Annotated in this window: 7 protein-coding genes; 3 read left to right on the forward strand and 4 right to left on the reverse strand. The window is 56.2% G+C overall.

Translation table 11 applies throughout. From position 1 onward, the window contains the following. Positions 1 to 83: 83 nt before the first annotated feature. The gene (locus CFBP5473_RS20790) at positions 84 to 878 is read right to left on the reverse strand and encodes a hypothetical protein (protein WP_027676204.1); all 795 of its coding nucleotides are present in this window, start codon (positions 876 to 878) and stop codon (positions 84 to 86) included. A gap of 1,014 nt (positions 879 to 1,892) precedes the next feature. Here CFBP5473_RS20790 and CFBP5473_RS20795 point away from each other — a divergent pair. After that, on the forward strand, positions 1,893 to 6,545 hold the full coding sequence (locus tag CFBP5473_RS20795; RefSeq protein WP_136954410.1) for a beta strand repeat-containing protein: 4,653 nt from the start codon (positions 1,893 to 1,895) through the stop codon (positions 6,543 to 6,545). 89 nt (positions 6,546 to 6,634) lie between these two features. On the opposite strand, the gene CFBP5473_RS20800 is transcribed toward CFBP5473_RS20795, so the two are convergent. Continuing rightward, positions 6,635 to 7,831 carry an MFS transporter gene (locus tag CFBP5473_RS20800; RefSeq protein WP_027676852.1) on the reverse strand — a complete coding sequence of 399 codons (1,197 nt, stop codon included), beginning with the start codon at positions 7,829 to 7,831 and terminating at the stop codon, positions 6,635 to 6,637. Between the two features lie 235 nt (positions 7,832 to 8,066). Here CFBP5473_RS20800 and CFBP5473_RS20805 point away from each other — a divergent pair, with 235 nt between their 5' ends. Continuing rightward, positions 8,067 to 9,707, forward strand: coding sequence for a Na+/H+ antiporter (locus tag CFBP5473_RS20805; RefSeq protein ID WP_027676851.1), 1,641 nt, complete (start codon positions 8,067 to 8,069; stop codon positions 9,705 to 9,707). A gap of 41 nt (positions 9,708 to 9,748) precedes the next feature. Here the strand turns inward: CFBP5473_RS20805 and treY are convergent, their stop codons facing one another. Then, a complete protein-coding gene (treY, locus tag CFBP5473_RS20810; protein WP_027676850.1) occupies positions 9,749 to 12,271 on the reverse strand; it encodes a malto-oligosyltrehalose synthase in 2,523 nt (840 codons plus the stop codon). 214 nt (positions 12,272 to 12,485) lie between these two features. Here treY and treZ point away from each other — a divergent pair, with 214 nt between their 5' ends. Further along, entirely contained in the window at positions 12,486 to 14,264 is a 1,779-nt protein-coding gene (treZ, locus tag CFBP5473_RS20815; RefSeq protein WP_037171657.1) for a malto-oligosyltrehalose trehalohydrolase, read from the forward strand. Between the two features lie 56 nt (positions 14,265 to 14,320). Here the strand turns inward: treZ and CFBP5473_RS20820 are convergent, their stop codons facing one another. Continuing rightward, the gene (locus tag CFBP5473_RS20820) at positions 14,321 to 17,515 is read right to left on the reverse strand and encodes an efflux RND transporter permease subunit (RefSeq protein ID WP_027676848.1); all 3,195 of its coding nucleotides are present in this window, start codon (positions 17,513 to 17,515) and stop codon (positions 14,321 to 14,323) included. Positions 17,516 to 17,549 lie beyond the last annotated feature (34 nt).

The raw sequence follows: 17,549 nt of genomic DNA on the forward strand, positions 1-17,549 counted from the left end.
TTGAAATCTGAGGGGTGAATTTGCACATGCGCTCACGCAGAAAAATGTGAGTCTTGCGCTAACTAAATGTAATTACTGTGTTTTCAGACGGGAAGCGTGATTTCCAGTGCTCCGATCTCGGCCCAGGTCGCCTTGACGGTGGTATGATCGGAAAGGCGGAGAAGCCCACAGAGGCTTCCTGTTGTGATGACCTGACCGCGCTTGAGCCCACCCAGATTATCGATCTGCGCATTTGCATAGTCAACCAGAGGTACCAGCGGATCGACTTGCGGATGCTTCGGCACGGCGGCGAAGAGAACGTCATCGTCTGCCTCAAGCGTCAGCGGTGGCAGATCGGGCGACTGCAGGGCCACCGCCTGAAGAGTGGAAGCTTCAATTACAGGGCCAAGAACAAAAGAGTGGTTGCCCAGCCGGTCTGCAAGGAAAAGCGGGAAGGGCGCCTTGTTTTCCTCCACGAGACGATAGCTGACGAGCTCAGCGCCCAGATGAACGGAAGCAATATTCTCGATAATAACGTCGCGAGTATAGCTCTGGCCGATTGGAAGAGCTGGAAGATCATTGGCAAGAACAAAGCAGATTTCGATCTCAACCGCCACGGTTCCCGGCTTCGGCACGGTCAGCGGACCTTCTGCAGCGGTGTCATAGAGATCGAGCAGCGGAGCCGCGACGGCGCGACCATTATTCATGGCGATTTTCCAGCCAGCCACTTCCTTGCCGATTGCGCCGGTGGCGATGGCCTGCGCAGCCATTCCCGTTTCGATACTGTCTGGAATAAGACCGTTAGCCACCAGCGTCTCAACGCTCAGAGACGATTGCTGTGCCTCGGCCCCAGCCAGAACGACACCAAGCTTGATGTTCGCTTCCGTCATCGTCGTCATGCGTTTATCCTCCCGTAACGTCAGGCTTTTTAGCTTCATTACAGGCAAATGAGGCTCTGGCAAGGGACGTTGCAGGCGCAAACCCGCAAATGTACTGTCTTCAACATAATATTGGAGTAGAAGTATTTTCCGAACTCGCGCGTTTACGCCATGCTCATCAGCATACAGCCTCTAGCTCCGTCACGCATCTGGCGGTCGAGGCCGCACCTAAACGCCTATGTTCAGTCGCGCGCCAGCCTTGAGGTCGGGCGCCGGCGCAACTCATGAGATGCGCTAAACGGTTTATGCCGCTGTATAGTTGGACTAGATGGAGCCTGCGCTGCTACGTTGCATGGAGGCAATGAAATTATATGATTGATATTAAGAACATAATATATCTATACTGATGAAATAACATTTTTTACTGTGTGGTTAAAGATTTCCGTTGGGGCGACGCCCAAAAAAAGTCTGAAGAAATAGGAGTTTTTTTACGTTGAAAAACAAATCTTCATTTTGTACATCCTGTGGATGAAATTCACGCTCTGTTTTAGTGATCTGGAAAAACACCCGGGTATCAAAGAGATTTCGTCTCTTTAGTACTGTTTTTTTTAAATCGGGCTTTTGGTTACAGGTCGAATCATTCCAATATAGTGGTTGTAATAGGACTTCGAATTAACCAAATTTTAAAAGGTTATAGAGAATAGTCCAGTCGCTGAGGTGGGAAGTGGGCAATGCACTCGCAGCTAATGATAAGCTGCATATGTGCCTGTTCATGACAATCTCAAATTATTTGGCGTAAAAGGTCGGAGCCCGTAAGGGCTCTGCGTGCATGATGCCTTCCAGTACGCCGGCTCTCGAAAGCCATGTTTTCCAAGGATCGTTATTGCCCTGACGGGCGCCGGGTCGACTTTGCCGTCGGTTTGGTGCGCTGGTTTGCGAACGTTTGATCGTTCGCGCAGCTATGCGTGGTTTGAAGCCATTCATGTTGCCCGGCGCAGATAACATTTGTCATTTGCCAAACGGGGGCACGCGTCCATGACGTCAATTGTAGCTAATCTTTCGATCAAGCAGATAAGCAATCTTTCCACCACTACGATGAAGTCACTCACATCGGCTGACATCGCTGCGCTCAGCAATGCGCAGATTGGTGCTCTTAGTTCTACGCAGATCGGCGCGCTGAACACCGACATAATGTCGTCCATCGGCAGCGACAAGATCAGCGCAATCTCCGCCAAGGCAATTGTAGGCCTAACGGTCGATCAGTTGACTGCGATTGGTTCTGCTCAGGTTGTTGGCCTGACGACGACACAAGTTGCGGCAATGTACGCAAGCCAGATCGGCGCTCTCAATGATGAGGGCTTGGAGGCTTTGAGCTCGGCGCAAGTAGCCGTCATGAAATCCGATCAGGTCGCTACGCTGTCTGCTGATGAGCTGAAGAAATTCACGACGGATGAGATTGCAGCGATCAACACAAAGGCTCTTGCCGGTCTCCAGACTTCTGAAATCGCTTCGCTGGAAACCTCTGTTCTGCAGGCCTTCTCCAGCACACAGCTGGGTGCGTTCAACTCCTTGCAGCTCGGCGCTCTCAAGACCGAACAGCTTGCCGTACTGAAAACCGAACAGCTTGCAGGTCTTTCCGCCAAGCAGATCGTCTCGCTTGACTCCGGTGCTGTCAGCGGCCTGACTTCGGATCAGGTTTCAAAGCTCTCTGCGGTACAGGTTGCTGCACTGACGTCTAACCAGATCGACAGCATCAGCGATGACGCCATTGCTGGTTTCACAAGCGATCAGGCCAAGGTCCTGACCTCTGCTCAGGTTGCCAAGCTGTCTGCAGATGACCTGAAAAAGTTCGCTGCGGACGAGATTGCTGCCATTAACACCAAGGCACTCGCCGGTCTTCAGAGTGACGTACTCGGTGCACTGGAAACTGCATCCCTGCAGGCTTTCTCCAGCGCGCAGCTTGGTGCGATGACTTCGTCTCAGCTCGGCGCTCTCAAGACCGAACAGCTTGCAGTACTGAAAACAGAACAGCTTGCAGGTCTTACGGCCAAGCAGATCGTCTCGCTCGACACGGGTGCTGTCAGCGGTCTGACTTCGGATCAGGTTGCCAAGCTCTCCACAACGCAGGTTGCTGCACTGACCTCCGACCAGCTGGCAAACTTCAGTGGTGATGCGATCACGGCTCTGACGTCCGATCAGGCCAAGGTTCTGACATCTGCTCAGGTCTCCACCCTGTCCGCAGAAGAACTGAAGACCTTCTCCACGGATGAAATTGCAGCGATCAGCACCAAGGCACTTGCAGGTCTCCAGACTTCTGAGATTGCCCTGCTGGAAACCGCTGCTCTGCAGGCATTCAGCGGCGCGCAGATTGGCTCTCTGAACACAAATCAGATCGCCTCGCTCACGACTGAACAGGTCGGCTTGCTTGCGACCGGTCAGGTTGCCGCGCTCACATCCAAGCAGCTCGCTGCTCTGGTGCCTGGAAAGCTCAGCACGCTCACCACTGATCAGGTGAACGTTCTGACCAACCAGCAGTTGACGGCATTGAGCACAGCTCAGCTCGCCGCCTTCAGCGCCGATGCGGTCAAGGCTTTGGACTCCGATCAGATCGCCGTTCTGAGCTCCGGTCAGGTCGCCACGCTCTCTGCTGACGAACTGAAGGACTTCACGGCGGATGAGATTGCAGCGATCAACACCAAGGCTCTCGCAGGTCTCCAGACTTCTGAGATCGCCTTGCTGGAAACTGCCTCCCTGCAGGCCTTCACCAGCACGCAGCTTGGTGCTCTGAACGCATCTCAGCTCGGCGCTCTCAAGACCGAACAGCTTGCAGTACTGAAAACAGAACAGCTCGCAGGTCTTTCCGCCAAGCAGATCGTCTCGCTCGACACGGGCGCTGTCAGCGGTCTGACTTCGGATCAGGTTGCCAAGCTCTCCACGACGCAGGTTGCTGCGCTGACTGCGGACCAAATCAACAGCATTAGCGATGACGCTGTTGCAGGTTTCACGAGCGATCAGGCCAAGGCCTTGACCTCTGTTCAGGTCGCCAAGCTGTCTGCAGATGATCTGAAAAAGTTTGCTACTGACGAGATTGCTGCCATTAGCACCAAGGCACTCGCCGGTCTTCAGAGTGACGTACTCGGTGCACTGGAAACTGCATCCCTGCAGGCTTTCTCCAGCGCGCAGCTTGGTGCGATGACTTCGTCTCAGCTCGGCGCTCTCAAGACCGAACAGCTTGCAGTACTGAAAACAGAACAGCTTGCAGGTCTTACGGCCAAGCAGATCGTCTCGCTCGACACGGGTGCTGTCAGCGGTCTGACTTCGGATCAGGTTGCCAAGCTCTCCACAACGCAGGTTGCTGCACTGACCTCCGACCAGCTGGCAAACTTCAGTGGTGATGCGATCACGGCTCTGACGTCCGATCAGGCCAAGGTTCTGACATCTGCTCAGGTCTCCACCCTGTCCGCAGAAGAACTGAAGACCTTCTCCACGGATGAAATTGCAGCGATCAGCACCAAGGCACTTGCAGGTCTCCAGACTTCTGAGATTGCCCTGCTGGAAACCGCTGCTCTGCAGGCATTCAGCGGCGCGCAGATTGGCTCTCTGAACACAAATCAGATCGCCTCGCTCACGACTGAACAGGTCGGCTTGCTTGCGACCGGTCAGGTTGCCGCGCTCACATCCAAGCAGCTCGCTGCTCTGGTGCCTGGAAAGCTCAGCACGCTCACCACTGATCAGGTGAACGTTCTGACCAACCAGCAGTTGACGGCATTGAGCACAGCTCAGCTCGCCGCCTTCAGCGCCGATGCGGTCAAGGCTTTGGACTCCGATCAGATCGCCGTTCTGAGCTCCGGTCAGGTCGCCACGCTCTCTGCTGACGAACTGAAGGACTTCACGGCGGATGAGATTGCAGCGATCAACACCAAGGCTCTCGCAGGTCTCCAGACTTCTGAGATTGCCTTGCTGGAAACCGCTGCCCTGCAGGCCTTCACCAGCACGCAGCTCGGCGCTCTAAACGCATCTCAGCTCGGCGCTCTCAAGACCGAACAGCTTGCAGTACTGAAAACAGAACAGCTCGCAGGTCTTACGGCCAAGCAGATCGTCTCGCTCGACACGGGCGCTGTCAGCGGTCTGACTTCGGATCAGGTTGCCAAGCTCTCCACGGCGCAGATCAATGCACTGACCTCCGACCAGCTGGCAGGCTTCAATGGTGATGCGATCAAGGCTCTGACGTCCGATCAGGCCAAGGTTCTGACATCGGCTCAGGTTTCCACCCTGTCCGCAGAAGAACTGAAGACCTTCTCCACGGATGAGATTGCAGCGATCAGCACCAAGGCACTTGCAGGTCTCCAGACTTCTGAGATTGCCCTGCTGGAAACCGCTGCTCTGCAGGCCTTCTCCGGCAGTCAGATCGGCTCTCTGAATACAAGTCAGATCGCCTCGCTCACGACTGAACAGGTCGGCTTGCTCTCAACCGATCAGGTTGCTGCCCTCACATCCAAGCAGCTCGCTGCTCTGGTGCCTGGAAAGCTCAGCACGCTCACCACTGATCAGGTGAACGTTCTGACCAACCAGCAGTTGACGGCATTGAGCACAGCTCAGCTCGCCGCCTTCAGCGCCGATGCGGTCAAGGCTTTGGACTCCGATCAGATCGCCGTTCTGAGCTCCGGTCAGGTCGCCACGCTCTCTGCTGACGAACTGAAGGACTTCACGGCGGATGAGATTGCAGCGATCAACACCAAGGCTCTCGCAGGTCTCCAGACTTCTGAGATCGCCTTGCTGGAAACTGCCTCCCTGCAGGCCTTCACCAGCACGCAGCTTGGTGCTCTGAACGCATCTCAGCTCGGCGCTCTCAAGACCGAACAGCTTGCAGTACTGAAAACAGAACAGCTTGCAGGTCTTACGGCCAAGCAGATCGTCTCTCTCGACACGGGCGCTGTCAGCGGTCTGACTTCGGATCAGGTTGCAAAGCTCTCCACGGTGCAAGTTAACGCATTGACCTCCGACCAGCTGGCAGGCTTCAATGGTGATGCGATCAAGGGTCTGACGTCCGATCAGGTCAAGGTTCTGACATCGGCTCAGGTTTCCACCCTGTCCGCAGAAGAACTGAACACCTTCACGACGGATGAGATCGCAGCGATCAGCACTAAGGCTCTTTCGGGTCTCACGACGAGTGCGCTTGCTGACCTCGACGCTACCAACCTGAAGTCCTTGAGCACCCAGCAGATCACCGCGCTTAATACCGCCCAAATACAGGGATTGACCGGTGAAAAGGTTGGTGAACTGACGACAGCGCAAATCTCTGCTCTGACTTCGAAGCAGATTTCGTTGTTGACAACGGAAGCGGTGACCGGTCTGACGACCGATCAGATTGCATCGATGACCACGCTTCTGGGCGCTTTCTCAACCGATCAGATTGTCGCTATGGACGCCAATCAGATTGAAGCTATCTCGACGGATGGAGCCGCTAGCCTGACGTCTAGCCAGATATCGGCAATGAATGCCGAAGATATCTCGAAGTTCACGACCGATGAACTTGGTAAGCTGACGTTGAAGGCGGTTAAGGGCCTGACAACGGACAACGTTGCCAGCTTGACATCGTCGCAGGCGAGCAGCTTCACTCAGGCACAACTCCAGGCAATGGATCAGGCGCAGGTCGAGGCTATCCAGAAGCAGTACAGCTCCAACTAATAGCTGTAAAATTTACTGAAGCAGTACGGCGCCGGAGTAATCCGGCGCCGTTTTTTGTTTTCTGTACTTGCAGGAAACTGAAAAAGAGCTCACCGATGGCTCGGCAGCTTCGGCAGCAGTACCGTCAACAAACCTAGCAACGGCATGTAGGAGCAGAGGCGGTAGACGAATTCTATGCCTTCGCGATCTGCGAATATGCCGAGGACTGCGGCGCCTATGCCTCCGAAGCCGAATGCGAAGCCGAAGAACATGCCGGCTATGAGGCCGACGCGGCCGGGGACGAGTTCCTGGGCGAAGACCACGATGGCTGAAAAGGCGGAGGAGAAGATGAAGCCGATCACGACAACGAGTACGGCGGTCCAGAAAAGGTTTGCGTAAGGCAGCATCAGCGCAAAGGGAATGACGCCGAGGATCGAGAACCAGATCACCACGCGCGAGCCGAAACGGTCGCCGATCGGCCCGCCGAAAAAGACCCCTGCGGCAGATGCGCCGAGGAAGAGGAAGAGCAGGATCTGGGCGTTCTGCACCGAAACACCGAATTTCTCGATGGTAAAGAAGGTGAAGTAGCTGGAAAGGCTCGCCAGATAGGCGTTTTTCGTGGCGGTCAGAATGAGCAGCACGACGAGCGTGGTCATGACCTTGTTGCGGGCGAGTGGAAGCGCGCGGCTGACGACCTTTTTGCCCGCGGCGCTGCGACGATGACGGCTGTACCAGACGCTGACCCAGGAGAGGACCAGGAACCCGGCGAGCGCGATCAATGAAAACCAGCTGAGGCTTTCCTGTCCCCGTGGAATAACGATAAAGGCGGCCAGAAGAGGCCCGATGGCCGTGCCGGTGTTACCGCCGACCTGGAAGAAGGACTGCGCAAGGCCGTGACGTCCGCCAGAGGCGATGCGGGCAACGCGCGATGCCTCAGGATGGAAAATAGCGGAACCAACGCCGATCAGGCAGGCGCCGATAACGAGAACGGGGAAACTATGCGCAAAGGCCAGCGTAATGAGGCCGACGCAGGTGGAAAGCATGGCCACGGGCAGCGAAAATGGCATAGGCCATTTGTCGGTCGCGATGCCGACGGCGGGCTGTAGCAGGGACGCCGTTACCTGAAAAGCAAAGGTGAGAAGGCCGATCTGCATGAAATCGAGCGCGTAATTTGCTTTCAGCAGCGGGTATAGCGACGTCAGCAGCGATTGCATGATGTCGTTGAGCATGTGGCAGAAGCTGGCCGCAGCTATGATTGAAAAGGTTGTGGCTTCAGCATTGAAGCCGGGGTTGGTCACTCTGGCCATGTGGGAATCTCCTAAACGCGCATCCGCGCGGATACCCACGTTTTGAGAGCCCTATGCTTCTCCTTCAAGCCCAAAAAACATGCTTTCGTGCATTTTAGAGAAATAAAATCTTAACCTTTCGATGGATCGCTTTGCGACGCAATTGTTTGTTGGCCATTTGAAAGGCTTGCGCTGTCCTCATCCTGCCGCTATCGCCAAATTATATTTAAGCTGATTTCGAATTTTCGGAGTGAAAATGGAAAGCATCGCGGTCATTCTTTCCATGCTTCTGGCTGTGGTTTTCAGTGGATGGCTGGCACGGCTTTCGCCAGTTGCCGTGCCTTTGCCCTTGGTGCAGATCGCGCTTGGATCGGCAATTGCCTTCTTCTCCGGTTCTGCCGCAGAGCTTGATCCGCACGTTTTCTTTCTGCTCTTTCTGCCGCCGCTGTTGTTTCTGGATGGATGGCGCATTCCGAAAGAGGGACTGTTTCGCGACATAGGGATCATTCTCGAGCTTGCCCTTGGGCTCGTCGTTTTCACGGTTTTAGGGCTGGGTTTCCTCATTCACTGGATGATTCCGTCCGTCCCGTTGCCTGTCGCCTTCGCGCTGGCGGCAATCGTTTCACCGACGGATCCCGTCGCGGTTTCGGCAATCTCCGCCCGAGTGCCAGTGCCGAAGCGGCTGATGCATATTCTGGAAGGGGAAGCCTTGCTGAACGATGCATCCGGCCTCGTTTGCATGCGCTTTGCCGTGGCGGCGGTCTTGAGCGCGTCCTTTTCTCCGGCCTCGGCAGTCGTGTCTTTTATCTGGGTCGCGGCCAGTGGCATCGGCATGGGCGTCGGGGTGACGCTTCTGGTGACGCGCATAAAGGAGAGGGTGACGCTCAAGGTAGGCGAAGAGCCGGGAATCGAAATTCTTGTCAGCCTCCTGATCCCGTTCGGCGTCTATCTGCTGGCCGAAGCCGTGGAAGGGTCCGGCATTCTGGCCGCTGTCGCGGCTGGCGTCACCATGAGTTATGCCGAGCATCGGGGCAGGGCAATGGCCGCAACGCGGGTGAAGCGCGCCGCTGTTTGGGATACGGTGCAATTTACCCTGAATGGCGTCATTTTCGTTCTTCTTGGCGAACAATTGCCAGCGATTATTGCTGGGGCTGCCCGGGTCGTCAGCGAGGCGGGGCACAGCAGCCCGATATGGCTGGGTGTTTATGTGCTTGTTTTAACTGCCACTCTCGCTGTTCTGCGGTTGGTGTGGGTGTCTATTTCCCTGCGCTTCACCAGCTTCCGCGCTAATCGGCAGGGCCGCGAATTCGTCAGACCCGGCTGGAGGCTGATCGTCGCCACATCGCTGGCTGGTGTTCGCGGAGCGATTACCCTTGCTGGTATTCTGACCCTGCCGCTGGCGCTTGATAATGGCGCGCCGTTCCCGGCAAGAGATTTGGCTATTTTCCTGGCGGCGGGCGTCATCGTCACATCCCTGCTTGCTGCCAGCATAGGCCTGCCCGCGCTGTTGAGAAATCTGGAACTGCCGCCCGAAGCGGATATTCAGATAAAAGAGGACAAGGCACGGATTGCCGGTGCGGAGGCGGCGATACGGGAAATCGAGCGTCTTCAACGCAGCCTGAGTGAGAAGGGCTATGACGATGAAATCTATAGCGATATTGGCAACAGAATAGCTGCCTTTTACAAGGAGCGTATCCGCAATCGCACCGAGATATTGGATGACGTTCCGCAGGCAAAGGACGTTGCGAAGTTCGAAAACATGGTTCGGCTTGCCGCGATAAAGGCAGAGCGAAACGAAATTTTCGAGCTTCGGCGCAAGCGGGAAATTCCCGACGATCTTGCGCGAAAGCTGGTGCGGGAAATCGATTTGATCGAGACGCGGTTTACCGGACCTTGAACCGGTCGGGATGCCCCGACCGGTCTGTTTTGCAGGCTTGATCAGGCACTTTTCGCGTGCAGGATCAGGAACGATTGGTCTGCTAACGTGTCGCCAGTTATTTCGTGTCCGACCTTGATCTGCTCGTCGGTGAGGACATTGCGATAGTTTCGGTTCGCGAGCGAGGAGGGAAGGGGCAAAACCGCCTCCGCAAGCTTCGGGGGAAGGGCGAAGTCGGCTTTGCCTTCGAGTGTAAACCTCGGAAGAATCACCAATACCGCTTCGTCATCATGGATACGGGCGAAAGCAATCGTGTTGTCCTGCGCGGCCTCTAAAGGCACGTATTCACCCTGCTGGAACAACTTCGCTGACTGCTGCCGAAGCTTGAGCAACAGCACTATGATCTGTTGTTTCAGCGAGCCATTATGCCAGGAGGAGATATCTGCGATGTTTGGTTTGTCCGATGTGCTGAGCCACGTCGCCAGCATCTCGAAATCCGGCTCGCGGCGATTGTCCGGGTCCACAAGGCTGAAATCCAGAGCATCGCTGCCTTGGTAGATATCTGGCACGCCGGGGGCGAGAAGCTTTATGATTGTCTGGGTGATGCTGTTGGCAAGGCCTGCATCGATGAAGGGCCGAAGCGTCTTCAGGAAGTCTTCAAGAAATGCAGAGTTTTGCGGTGAAAAGAGGTGCTCGGCATAGTCCTTGACCGCTTGCTCATACTGCTCGTTCGAGTCTCCCCAGTTTGTCCGGAGCTTCGCTTCGCGCAGCGCCTTCTCGACATAGGCGAGGAAGCGATCCTTATATTCGCGGAGCGCTTGCTGATCGTTGACATCGAAATCCGGAAGCAGCAGCCCGGCGAGTGCCTGATAAAGCATCCATTCGATTTCCGGCTCCGGCGCTGCTCCGTCCTCAAGTTCGCAGACGACTTTGGCATTCATCTGCCGCCAGCGCTCCACTGCATCTACCCAAGCCTCAGGTGCCTCCGACAGGGTGTAGAGCCGGGCGCGGGCATCTTCACCGCGCTTGGTGTCGTGGGTGGAAGTGCCGGAAATGGCCATTGGCTGCAGCTTTGCGCGAAGTTGCATATCCTCGTGAAAGCGATCCAGTGAGAAACGCGGCGGTACCGGCTCGGCTCCGACTTCGTTGAGACCAAGCAGCATGTTTTGCCGATAGAACAGTGTGTCCTCTATGGATTTCGCCATCATCGGGCCGGTGAGTTGCTGGAATTTGGTGCGGAGAATGGCCGCTAAGTCGAGCGCTTCGGACGGAACTTCGCAGTTGAGAATACGGGTCAAAAACGCCAGCGCCTCTTGCGAAGGCACATGATTGCCGCTCTTTATGGTCTTCAAAACACTGTCGAGCAGTTTCTTGTCGTCGTTCCGCAAACCCTGCGCGGTGCCATAGGTGCGATAAACGGGGAAGGCGATGAGCATTTCGCGCAAGGCGTCTTTTAGATCGGCTTCAGAAAGCTCGTTTCCGCATTCAGCGCCAATCGTGCTGGCAAGTTTCAGAAGCGTGGAAACTTCCCCTTTAAAGTTTTTGTTGACCATCAGAAGCTTCGCATCGCGCAACTGCTGCTTCACATCGAGCTCTTTGCCGCTGAGCTTTTCATAGGCCGAGCGCAAGGTGTCCAGTTTATTATCATCCACCAGCGCGTGGCTCAGCGATGCGATGAATTCGTAACCTGTCGTGCCTGAAACCGGCCAGTCTGCCGGAAGCTGCTCGCCCTCGCCGAGGATTTTTTCGACCGTGATGTAGCAATCGGGACCAGCTTCCCGTCTCAGGCGGTCGACATAGCCTTTGGGGTCTGCCAGGCCATCGATATGGTCGATGCGCAGACCCTGAACCGAGCCGTTTCGCACTAGTTCTAGGATAAGCCTGTGGCTGTCGCGAAAAACGGCCTCGTCTTCCGCCCGCACACCTGCCAGCCCGGATACCTCGAAGAAACGGCGATAGGAGAGATTGCTCGCCGCCTCCCGCCATGATGTCAGGTGATAGGATTGCTGGTCGTGCAGCTGCTGAATTACCGTGGGGTCTTTGGTCTTGAGGATTTCCGCTTCGCGACCCTCATAGGTCTCCGGATTCAGCGGATAGAAGCTTTCGAAATAGGCAAAGGCTGGCTTTCCGGTTTTTGGGTCGGGCGCGATGCTGATGTCGCCATCTGCAACAACCTTTTCGAAACTATCGCCCAGAAAGGGCAGGGTCAGTTTTCTTGACCAGTCGATATCGAAATGGCGCGCGTAGCGGCTTTTCTCGCCATCCTCCACCACATCCCGCCACCATGGCGTTTCCAGAGAAGCGGCCATATGGTTTGGCACGATATCGAGGATGAGTCCCAGACCAGCTTTCTTCAGAGCCGCAACCAGCCCATCGAAGCCTTCGCGACCGCCAATCGCCGGGTCGATCTCATTCGCATCGGTCACATCATAGCCGTGGGTGGAGCCGCTGGTCGCAGTAAATATCGGCGACGCATAGAAATGGCTGATGCCGAGCGCTTTCAGATAAGGCACGAGCTTGGCCGCGCGGTCGAACGTCATGCCATTGCGGAATTGAATGCGGTAGGTGGCTGTCGGAAATGTCATGCGGCATCCCATGCGCTATGATGAGGAACGGAACTTTCAGGGCCTGTTGAACGCCATTGAAAGCGATGCGCAAACTGCCTGACGCTTCATGAGTTCCACCCTTCCAGATGCTTTCCGACAAAGTTCGAAAGAGCGTGAAATCCGGCTTTCTCCGGTGAACCTTTTCATCCTCACGCGGTTTGCTGCGGTGCACTCATTCAGATAAGGGCTTGCCGTGGTTCAGACATTCGATTTCGGTCCAGTTATCTCCAATCAGAACGTCACATTCCGTTTATGGGCACCGCTACAGGATAGCGTGAAGCTGCGCATCGGTGATGACCCGCCCAAGCAGATGGTGAGAGATGAAGAAGGCTGGCATCACCACAGCCTGAGCGATGTTTCACCCGGTACGCTTTACAAATTCGTTCTGGGCGACGGGCTGGAGATCCCTGATCCGGCATCGCGTTTTCAGCCGCAGGATGTTCACGGACCGAGCGAGCTTGTCGATCTTTCGACATTTCAATGGCAGTGCCACGAATGGTTGGGCCGACCGTGGGAGGATATCGTCATCTACGAACTCCATATCGGTACATTTACGAAGCAGGGAACGTTTCTAAGTGCGGTTGAACGTCTCGATCACCTGAAAGACCTCGGCATCACCTCAATCCAAATCATGCCGCTCAGCGATTTTCCGGGAGATTATGGCTGGGGTTATGATGGCGTGCTGCCCTATGCGCCCGACAGCAGCTATGGCAGGCCGGAGGATTTGATGGCGCTGGTGGATGCAGCGCATGAGCGCGGCATCTGCGTATTCCTCGATGTCGTCTATAACCACTTCGGACCGGACGGAAATTACCTCCCAAGCTACGCGCCGCTTTTTTCGGAAAGCCACGAAAACCCGTGGGGCAAAGGCCTGAATTATGATGGCGAAGGCGCCGAACAGGTTCGGGAATTCGTTATTCAAAACGCCATTTACTGGGTCACGCAGTTCAGGATCGACGGGCTGCGGCTGGATGCCGTTCACGCCATTGTCGATGACAGCGACGAACATGTGCTGCACGAGTTGGCTAGAAGAGTGAGGGACGCTGGAGGCGATCGGCACATCCATCTGATCGTTGAAAACGAGGATAATGACAGCGATCTTCTGGCGTGGGATGCGGCGGGCAAGCCTGAACATTTTACCGCTCAATGGAACGATGACATCCACCACGTCCTGCATATTGCCGCGACAGGCGAGACATTTGGCTATTACAAGGACTATTCCGACGACGAGAAGAAACTCGGTCGCGCCATAGCGGAAGGCTTCACCTTTCAGGGGGAGCACATGCCTTATCGGGAGGATGAGCGCGGCAAGCCGAGTGCGCATCTGCCGCCCACTGCTTTCATCTCCTTCATGCAAAACCACGATCAGATCGGCAATCGCGCACTTGGCGACAGAATGCAGAGCTACGCTTCGAAAGATGCGCTGAAAGCCATCGCCTCCATCTATCTGCTCGCTCCGCAGATACCGATGCTGTTCATGGGCGAAGAATGGGGGTCGTCCGATACCTTCGCTTATTTCTGCGATTTCGATGAGGAGTTGAACCAGAAAGTGCGTGATGGGCGTCGTGAAGAACTGTCTCGACTGCCCGGCTTCGATGCGGAAGACCTGCCTGACCCAACGGCCAGAGAGACGTTTGAATCGTCAAAACTCGACTGGTCGCGATTGGATGAAGAGGCTTCGGAAGAGACGCTATCCTTCTACAAAAAGCTGCTTGCTGTGCGAAAAAAGCGGATCGTCCCGCTGCTTCCGGGCATGACTTCAGGTGCTTCGCAATATGATGTTCGCGATGGTCTGGTGAACGTTACGTGGGTGTCTGAAGGCGGCAAGGCGTTGCGGCTTCTCGCCAATCTTTCGGACACGAAAAAGGCTGTCGGCGATTATCAGCAGGGCGAGGAAATCTTCTCGTTAGGTTCGGTCACCCGTTCTGAAATCGCGCCATGGTCGGTGATCTGGACGGTTGAGAATCGCTAAATAAAAAGAGCGCGGCATTGTCCGCGCTCCCTGTTTTCATGATTGTTCGAGCAGATTTAGCTCGCCTTCTCCATTCGGTAATCCGAGTTCGCTGGATCCTCCTGCTTGTGCTGGACAAGCGGGCGGTTGCCGGTCAGCGCTCTTACGAGCACGTAGAACACAGGCGTCATGAAGATGCCGAAGAAGGTGACGCCGATCATGCCGGAGAAGACGGCCACACCCATGGCGGCACGCATTTCCGCACCGGCGCCGGTGGAAATGACCAGCGGCACCACGCCCATGATGAAGGCGAGCGAGGTCATCAGGATCGGGCGCAATCTCAACCGGCTGGCTTCGATTGCGGCGGCGATGGGCTTGCGCCCCTCGAATTCCAGTTCCCGTGCAAATTCCACGATCAGGATCGCGTTCTTTGCCGAGAGGCCGACAAGGACGACAAGGCCGATCTGCGTAAAGATGTTGTTGTCCCCTCCCGTCAGCCAGACGCCCGTCAGTGCTGCCAGCACGCCCATCGGCACGATCATGATGATCGCAAGCGGAAGCGTCAGACTTTCATATTGGGCGGCAAGAACCAGATAGACCAGAAGAAGCGCTAACGGGAAGACGATGATGCTCGAATTGCCCGCAAGGATCTGCTGATAGGTCAGGTCCGTCCACTCGAACTCGATGCCCTGAGGCAGCGTTTCGTTGAGGATTTTCTCGATGGCAGCCTGTGCCTGACCGGAAGAATATCCCGGAGCCGGACCGCCATTGATATCTGCTGCCAGGAAGCCGTTATAACGGTTGGTCCGTTCCGGTCCTGTGGTGGCATCCACCTTCAACAGCGTCGAAAGCGGTATCATATCTCCATTGGAGGAGCGAACTTTCAGGCGGCCAATGTCTTCCGCATGGGCGCGGAACTGGGAATCCGCCTGCACACGCACACTGTAGGTTCGCCCGAAGGCATTGAAGTCGTTGACATAAAGCGAACCGAGATAAATCTGCAGCGTCTGGAACACATCGGTAACCGACACGCCAAGCTGTTCTGCCTTCGCGCGGTCGAGATCGGCATAAAGCTGTGGCACGTTGATCTGGAAGCTGGAGAAGATGCCAGCCAGTTCCGGAGCCTGATAAGCCTTTGCCATGACGGCCTTCTGGGCCTCATCCAGAGCCTGATAGCCGTAACCGGCACGGTCCTCGATTTGCAGTTTGAAGCCGCCTGTCGTGCCAAGGCCGTTGACCGGCGGTGGCGGGAACATTGCGATGAAGGCGTCCTGAATGCCCGCGAACTTCTGGTTCAGCTGCATGGCGATTGCACCGCCGGAAAGCTCTGGCGTCTTGCGTTTGTCGAAGTCATCCAGAACGGCAAAGACAATACCGGCATTGGAACCGATGGTGAAACCGTTGATCGAAAGACCCGGGAATGCGATGGCGTTGCTGACGCCGGGCTGCTCGCGGGCAATTTCGCTCATGCGCTTGATCACGTCTTCGGTCCGGTCCAGCGTCGCGCCGTCCGGCAATTGCGCAAAGCCGATCAGATACTGCTTGTCCTGACTTGGCACGAAGCCGGAAGGCACCAGGTTGAACATGCCATAGGTCGCGCCGACCAGGGCGAGATAGATGAACATGACGATGCTCTTGCGCGAAACGAGGCCGCCGACGGTGCGTCCATAACCATTGGAGGCCGCCCCGAAGAAGCGGTTGAAGCCGCGGAAGAACCAGCCGAACACCTTGTCCATGCCACGCGTCAACCAGTCTTTCGGTGCGTCATGCTCCTTCAGAAGCAGGGCGGAAAGGGCAGGTGAAAGCGTGAGCGAGTTGATGGCCGAGATGACCGTCGAGATGGCGATGGTCAGCGCGAACTGCCGGTAGAACTGACCCGACAGGCCGGAAATGAAGGCCAGTGGCACGAAAACGGCGACGAGAACGAGCGCAATCGCGATGATCGGGCCCGAAACTTCGCGCATGGCCTTATAGGTGGCCTCTCGCGGAGAAAGCCCGTTTTCGATGTTGCGCTCGACGTTTTCCACCACGACGATGGCGTCATCCACCACGATGCCGATGGCAAGCACGAGCCCGAACAGCGTCAGCGCGTTTATCGAGAAGCCGAAGGCATACATGACCGCAAATGTACCGATGATCGAGACCGGAACCGCGATCAGCGGAATGATCGACGCACGCCACGTCTGAAGAAACAGGATGACCACCAGAACGACCAGCGCCACGGCTTCCAGGAGCGTATCCACGACCTTGTCGATGGACGCGCGCACGAATTTGGTCGTGTCATAGACGATTTCGTATTTCACGCCATCCGGCATGGCCAGTTGGAGGTTATCCATCGTGGCGCGAACATTATCGGCAATCTCGATGGCGTTTGAGCCGGGTGCCTGAAGCACTGCGACGGCAACCGCTGGCTTGCCATCCAGCAGCGAACGAAGCGTATAGTCGGCGGCACCTAGTTCGATGCGGGCAATATCGCGCAGGCGTGTGATTTCGCCATTGGCACCGCTCTTGACGATGATGTTGCCGAATTCTTCCGGCGTTGAAAGACGGCCTTGGGCATTGACGTTCAGCTGAAGATCAACGCCATTCGGGCTTGGCGAAGCGCCGATGACGCCTGCTGCGGCCTGAACGTTTTGGGCACGAATGGCGTCGGAGACGTCTGACGCTGCAAGATCGTGGGCCGCTACCTTCTGCGGATCGAGCCACACGCGCATGGAGTAATCGCCAGCACCGAAAACCTGCACCTGACCGACGCCTTCGATGCGTGCAAGGCGGTCCTTGACGTTCAGCGTGGCGTAGTTGCGCAGATAGGTGATGTCATAGGCGTCCGTGGTCGAAACCAGATTGACGACCATGATGAAGTCCGGCGAACTCTTGACGGTGGTGATGCCGAGGGCGCGAACTTCCGAAGGCAGCCGCGGTTCGGCCTGCGATACGCGGTTCTGAACCAGCTGCTGCGCCTTGTCGGGGTCCGTGCCCAGCTTGAAGGTGACGGTCAGCGTCAGCACGCCGTCCGACGTGGCTTGGGAGGCCATGTAGAGCATGTCTTCCACACCGTTTATCTGCTCTTCCAACGGAGTAGCAACGGTTTCCGCGATCACGGCCGGGTTTGCGCCCGGATAGGTCGCGCGAACGACGACGGATGGTGGAACGACTTCAGGATATTCGGAAATCGGCAGCGCGCGCATGCCAAGCAGGCCCGCCACGACGATAAGAATGGACAGCACGGCAGCAAAGACCGGCCTGTCGACAAAAAATCTGGAGATGTTCATATCAAAGCCCTCTCCGGCAGAAATAGGGAACGCA

Source organism: Agrobacterium larrymoorei, assembly GCF_005145045.1.
GTDB lineage: Bacteria > Pseudomonadota > Alphaproteobacteria > Rhizobiales > Rhizobiaceae > Agrobacterium > Agrobacterium larrymoorei.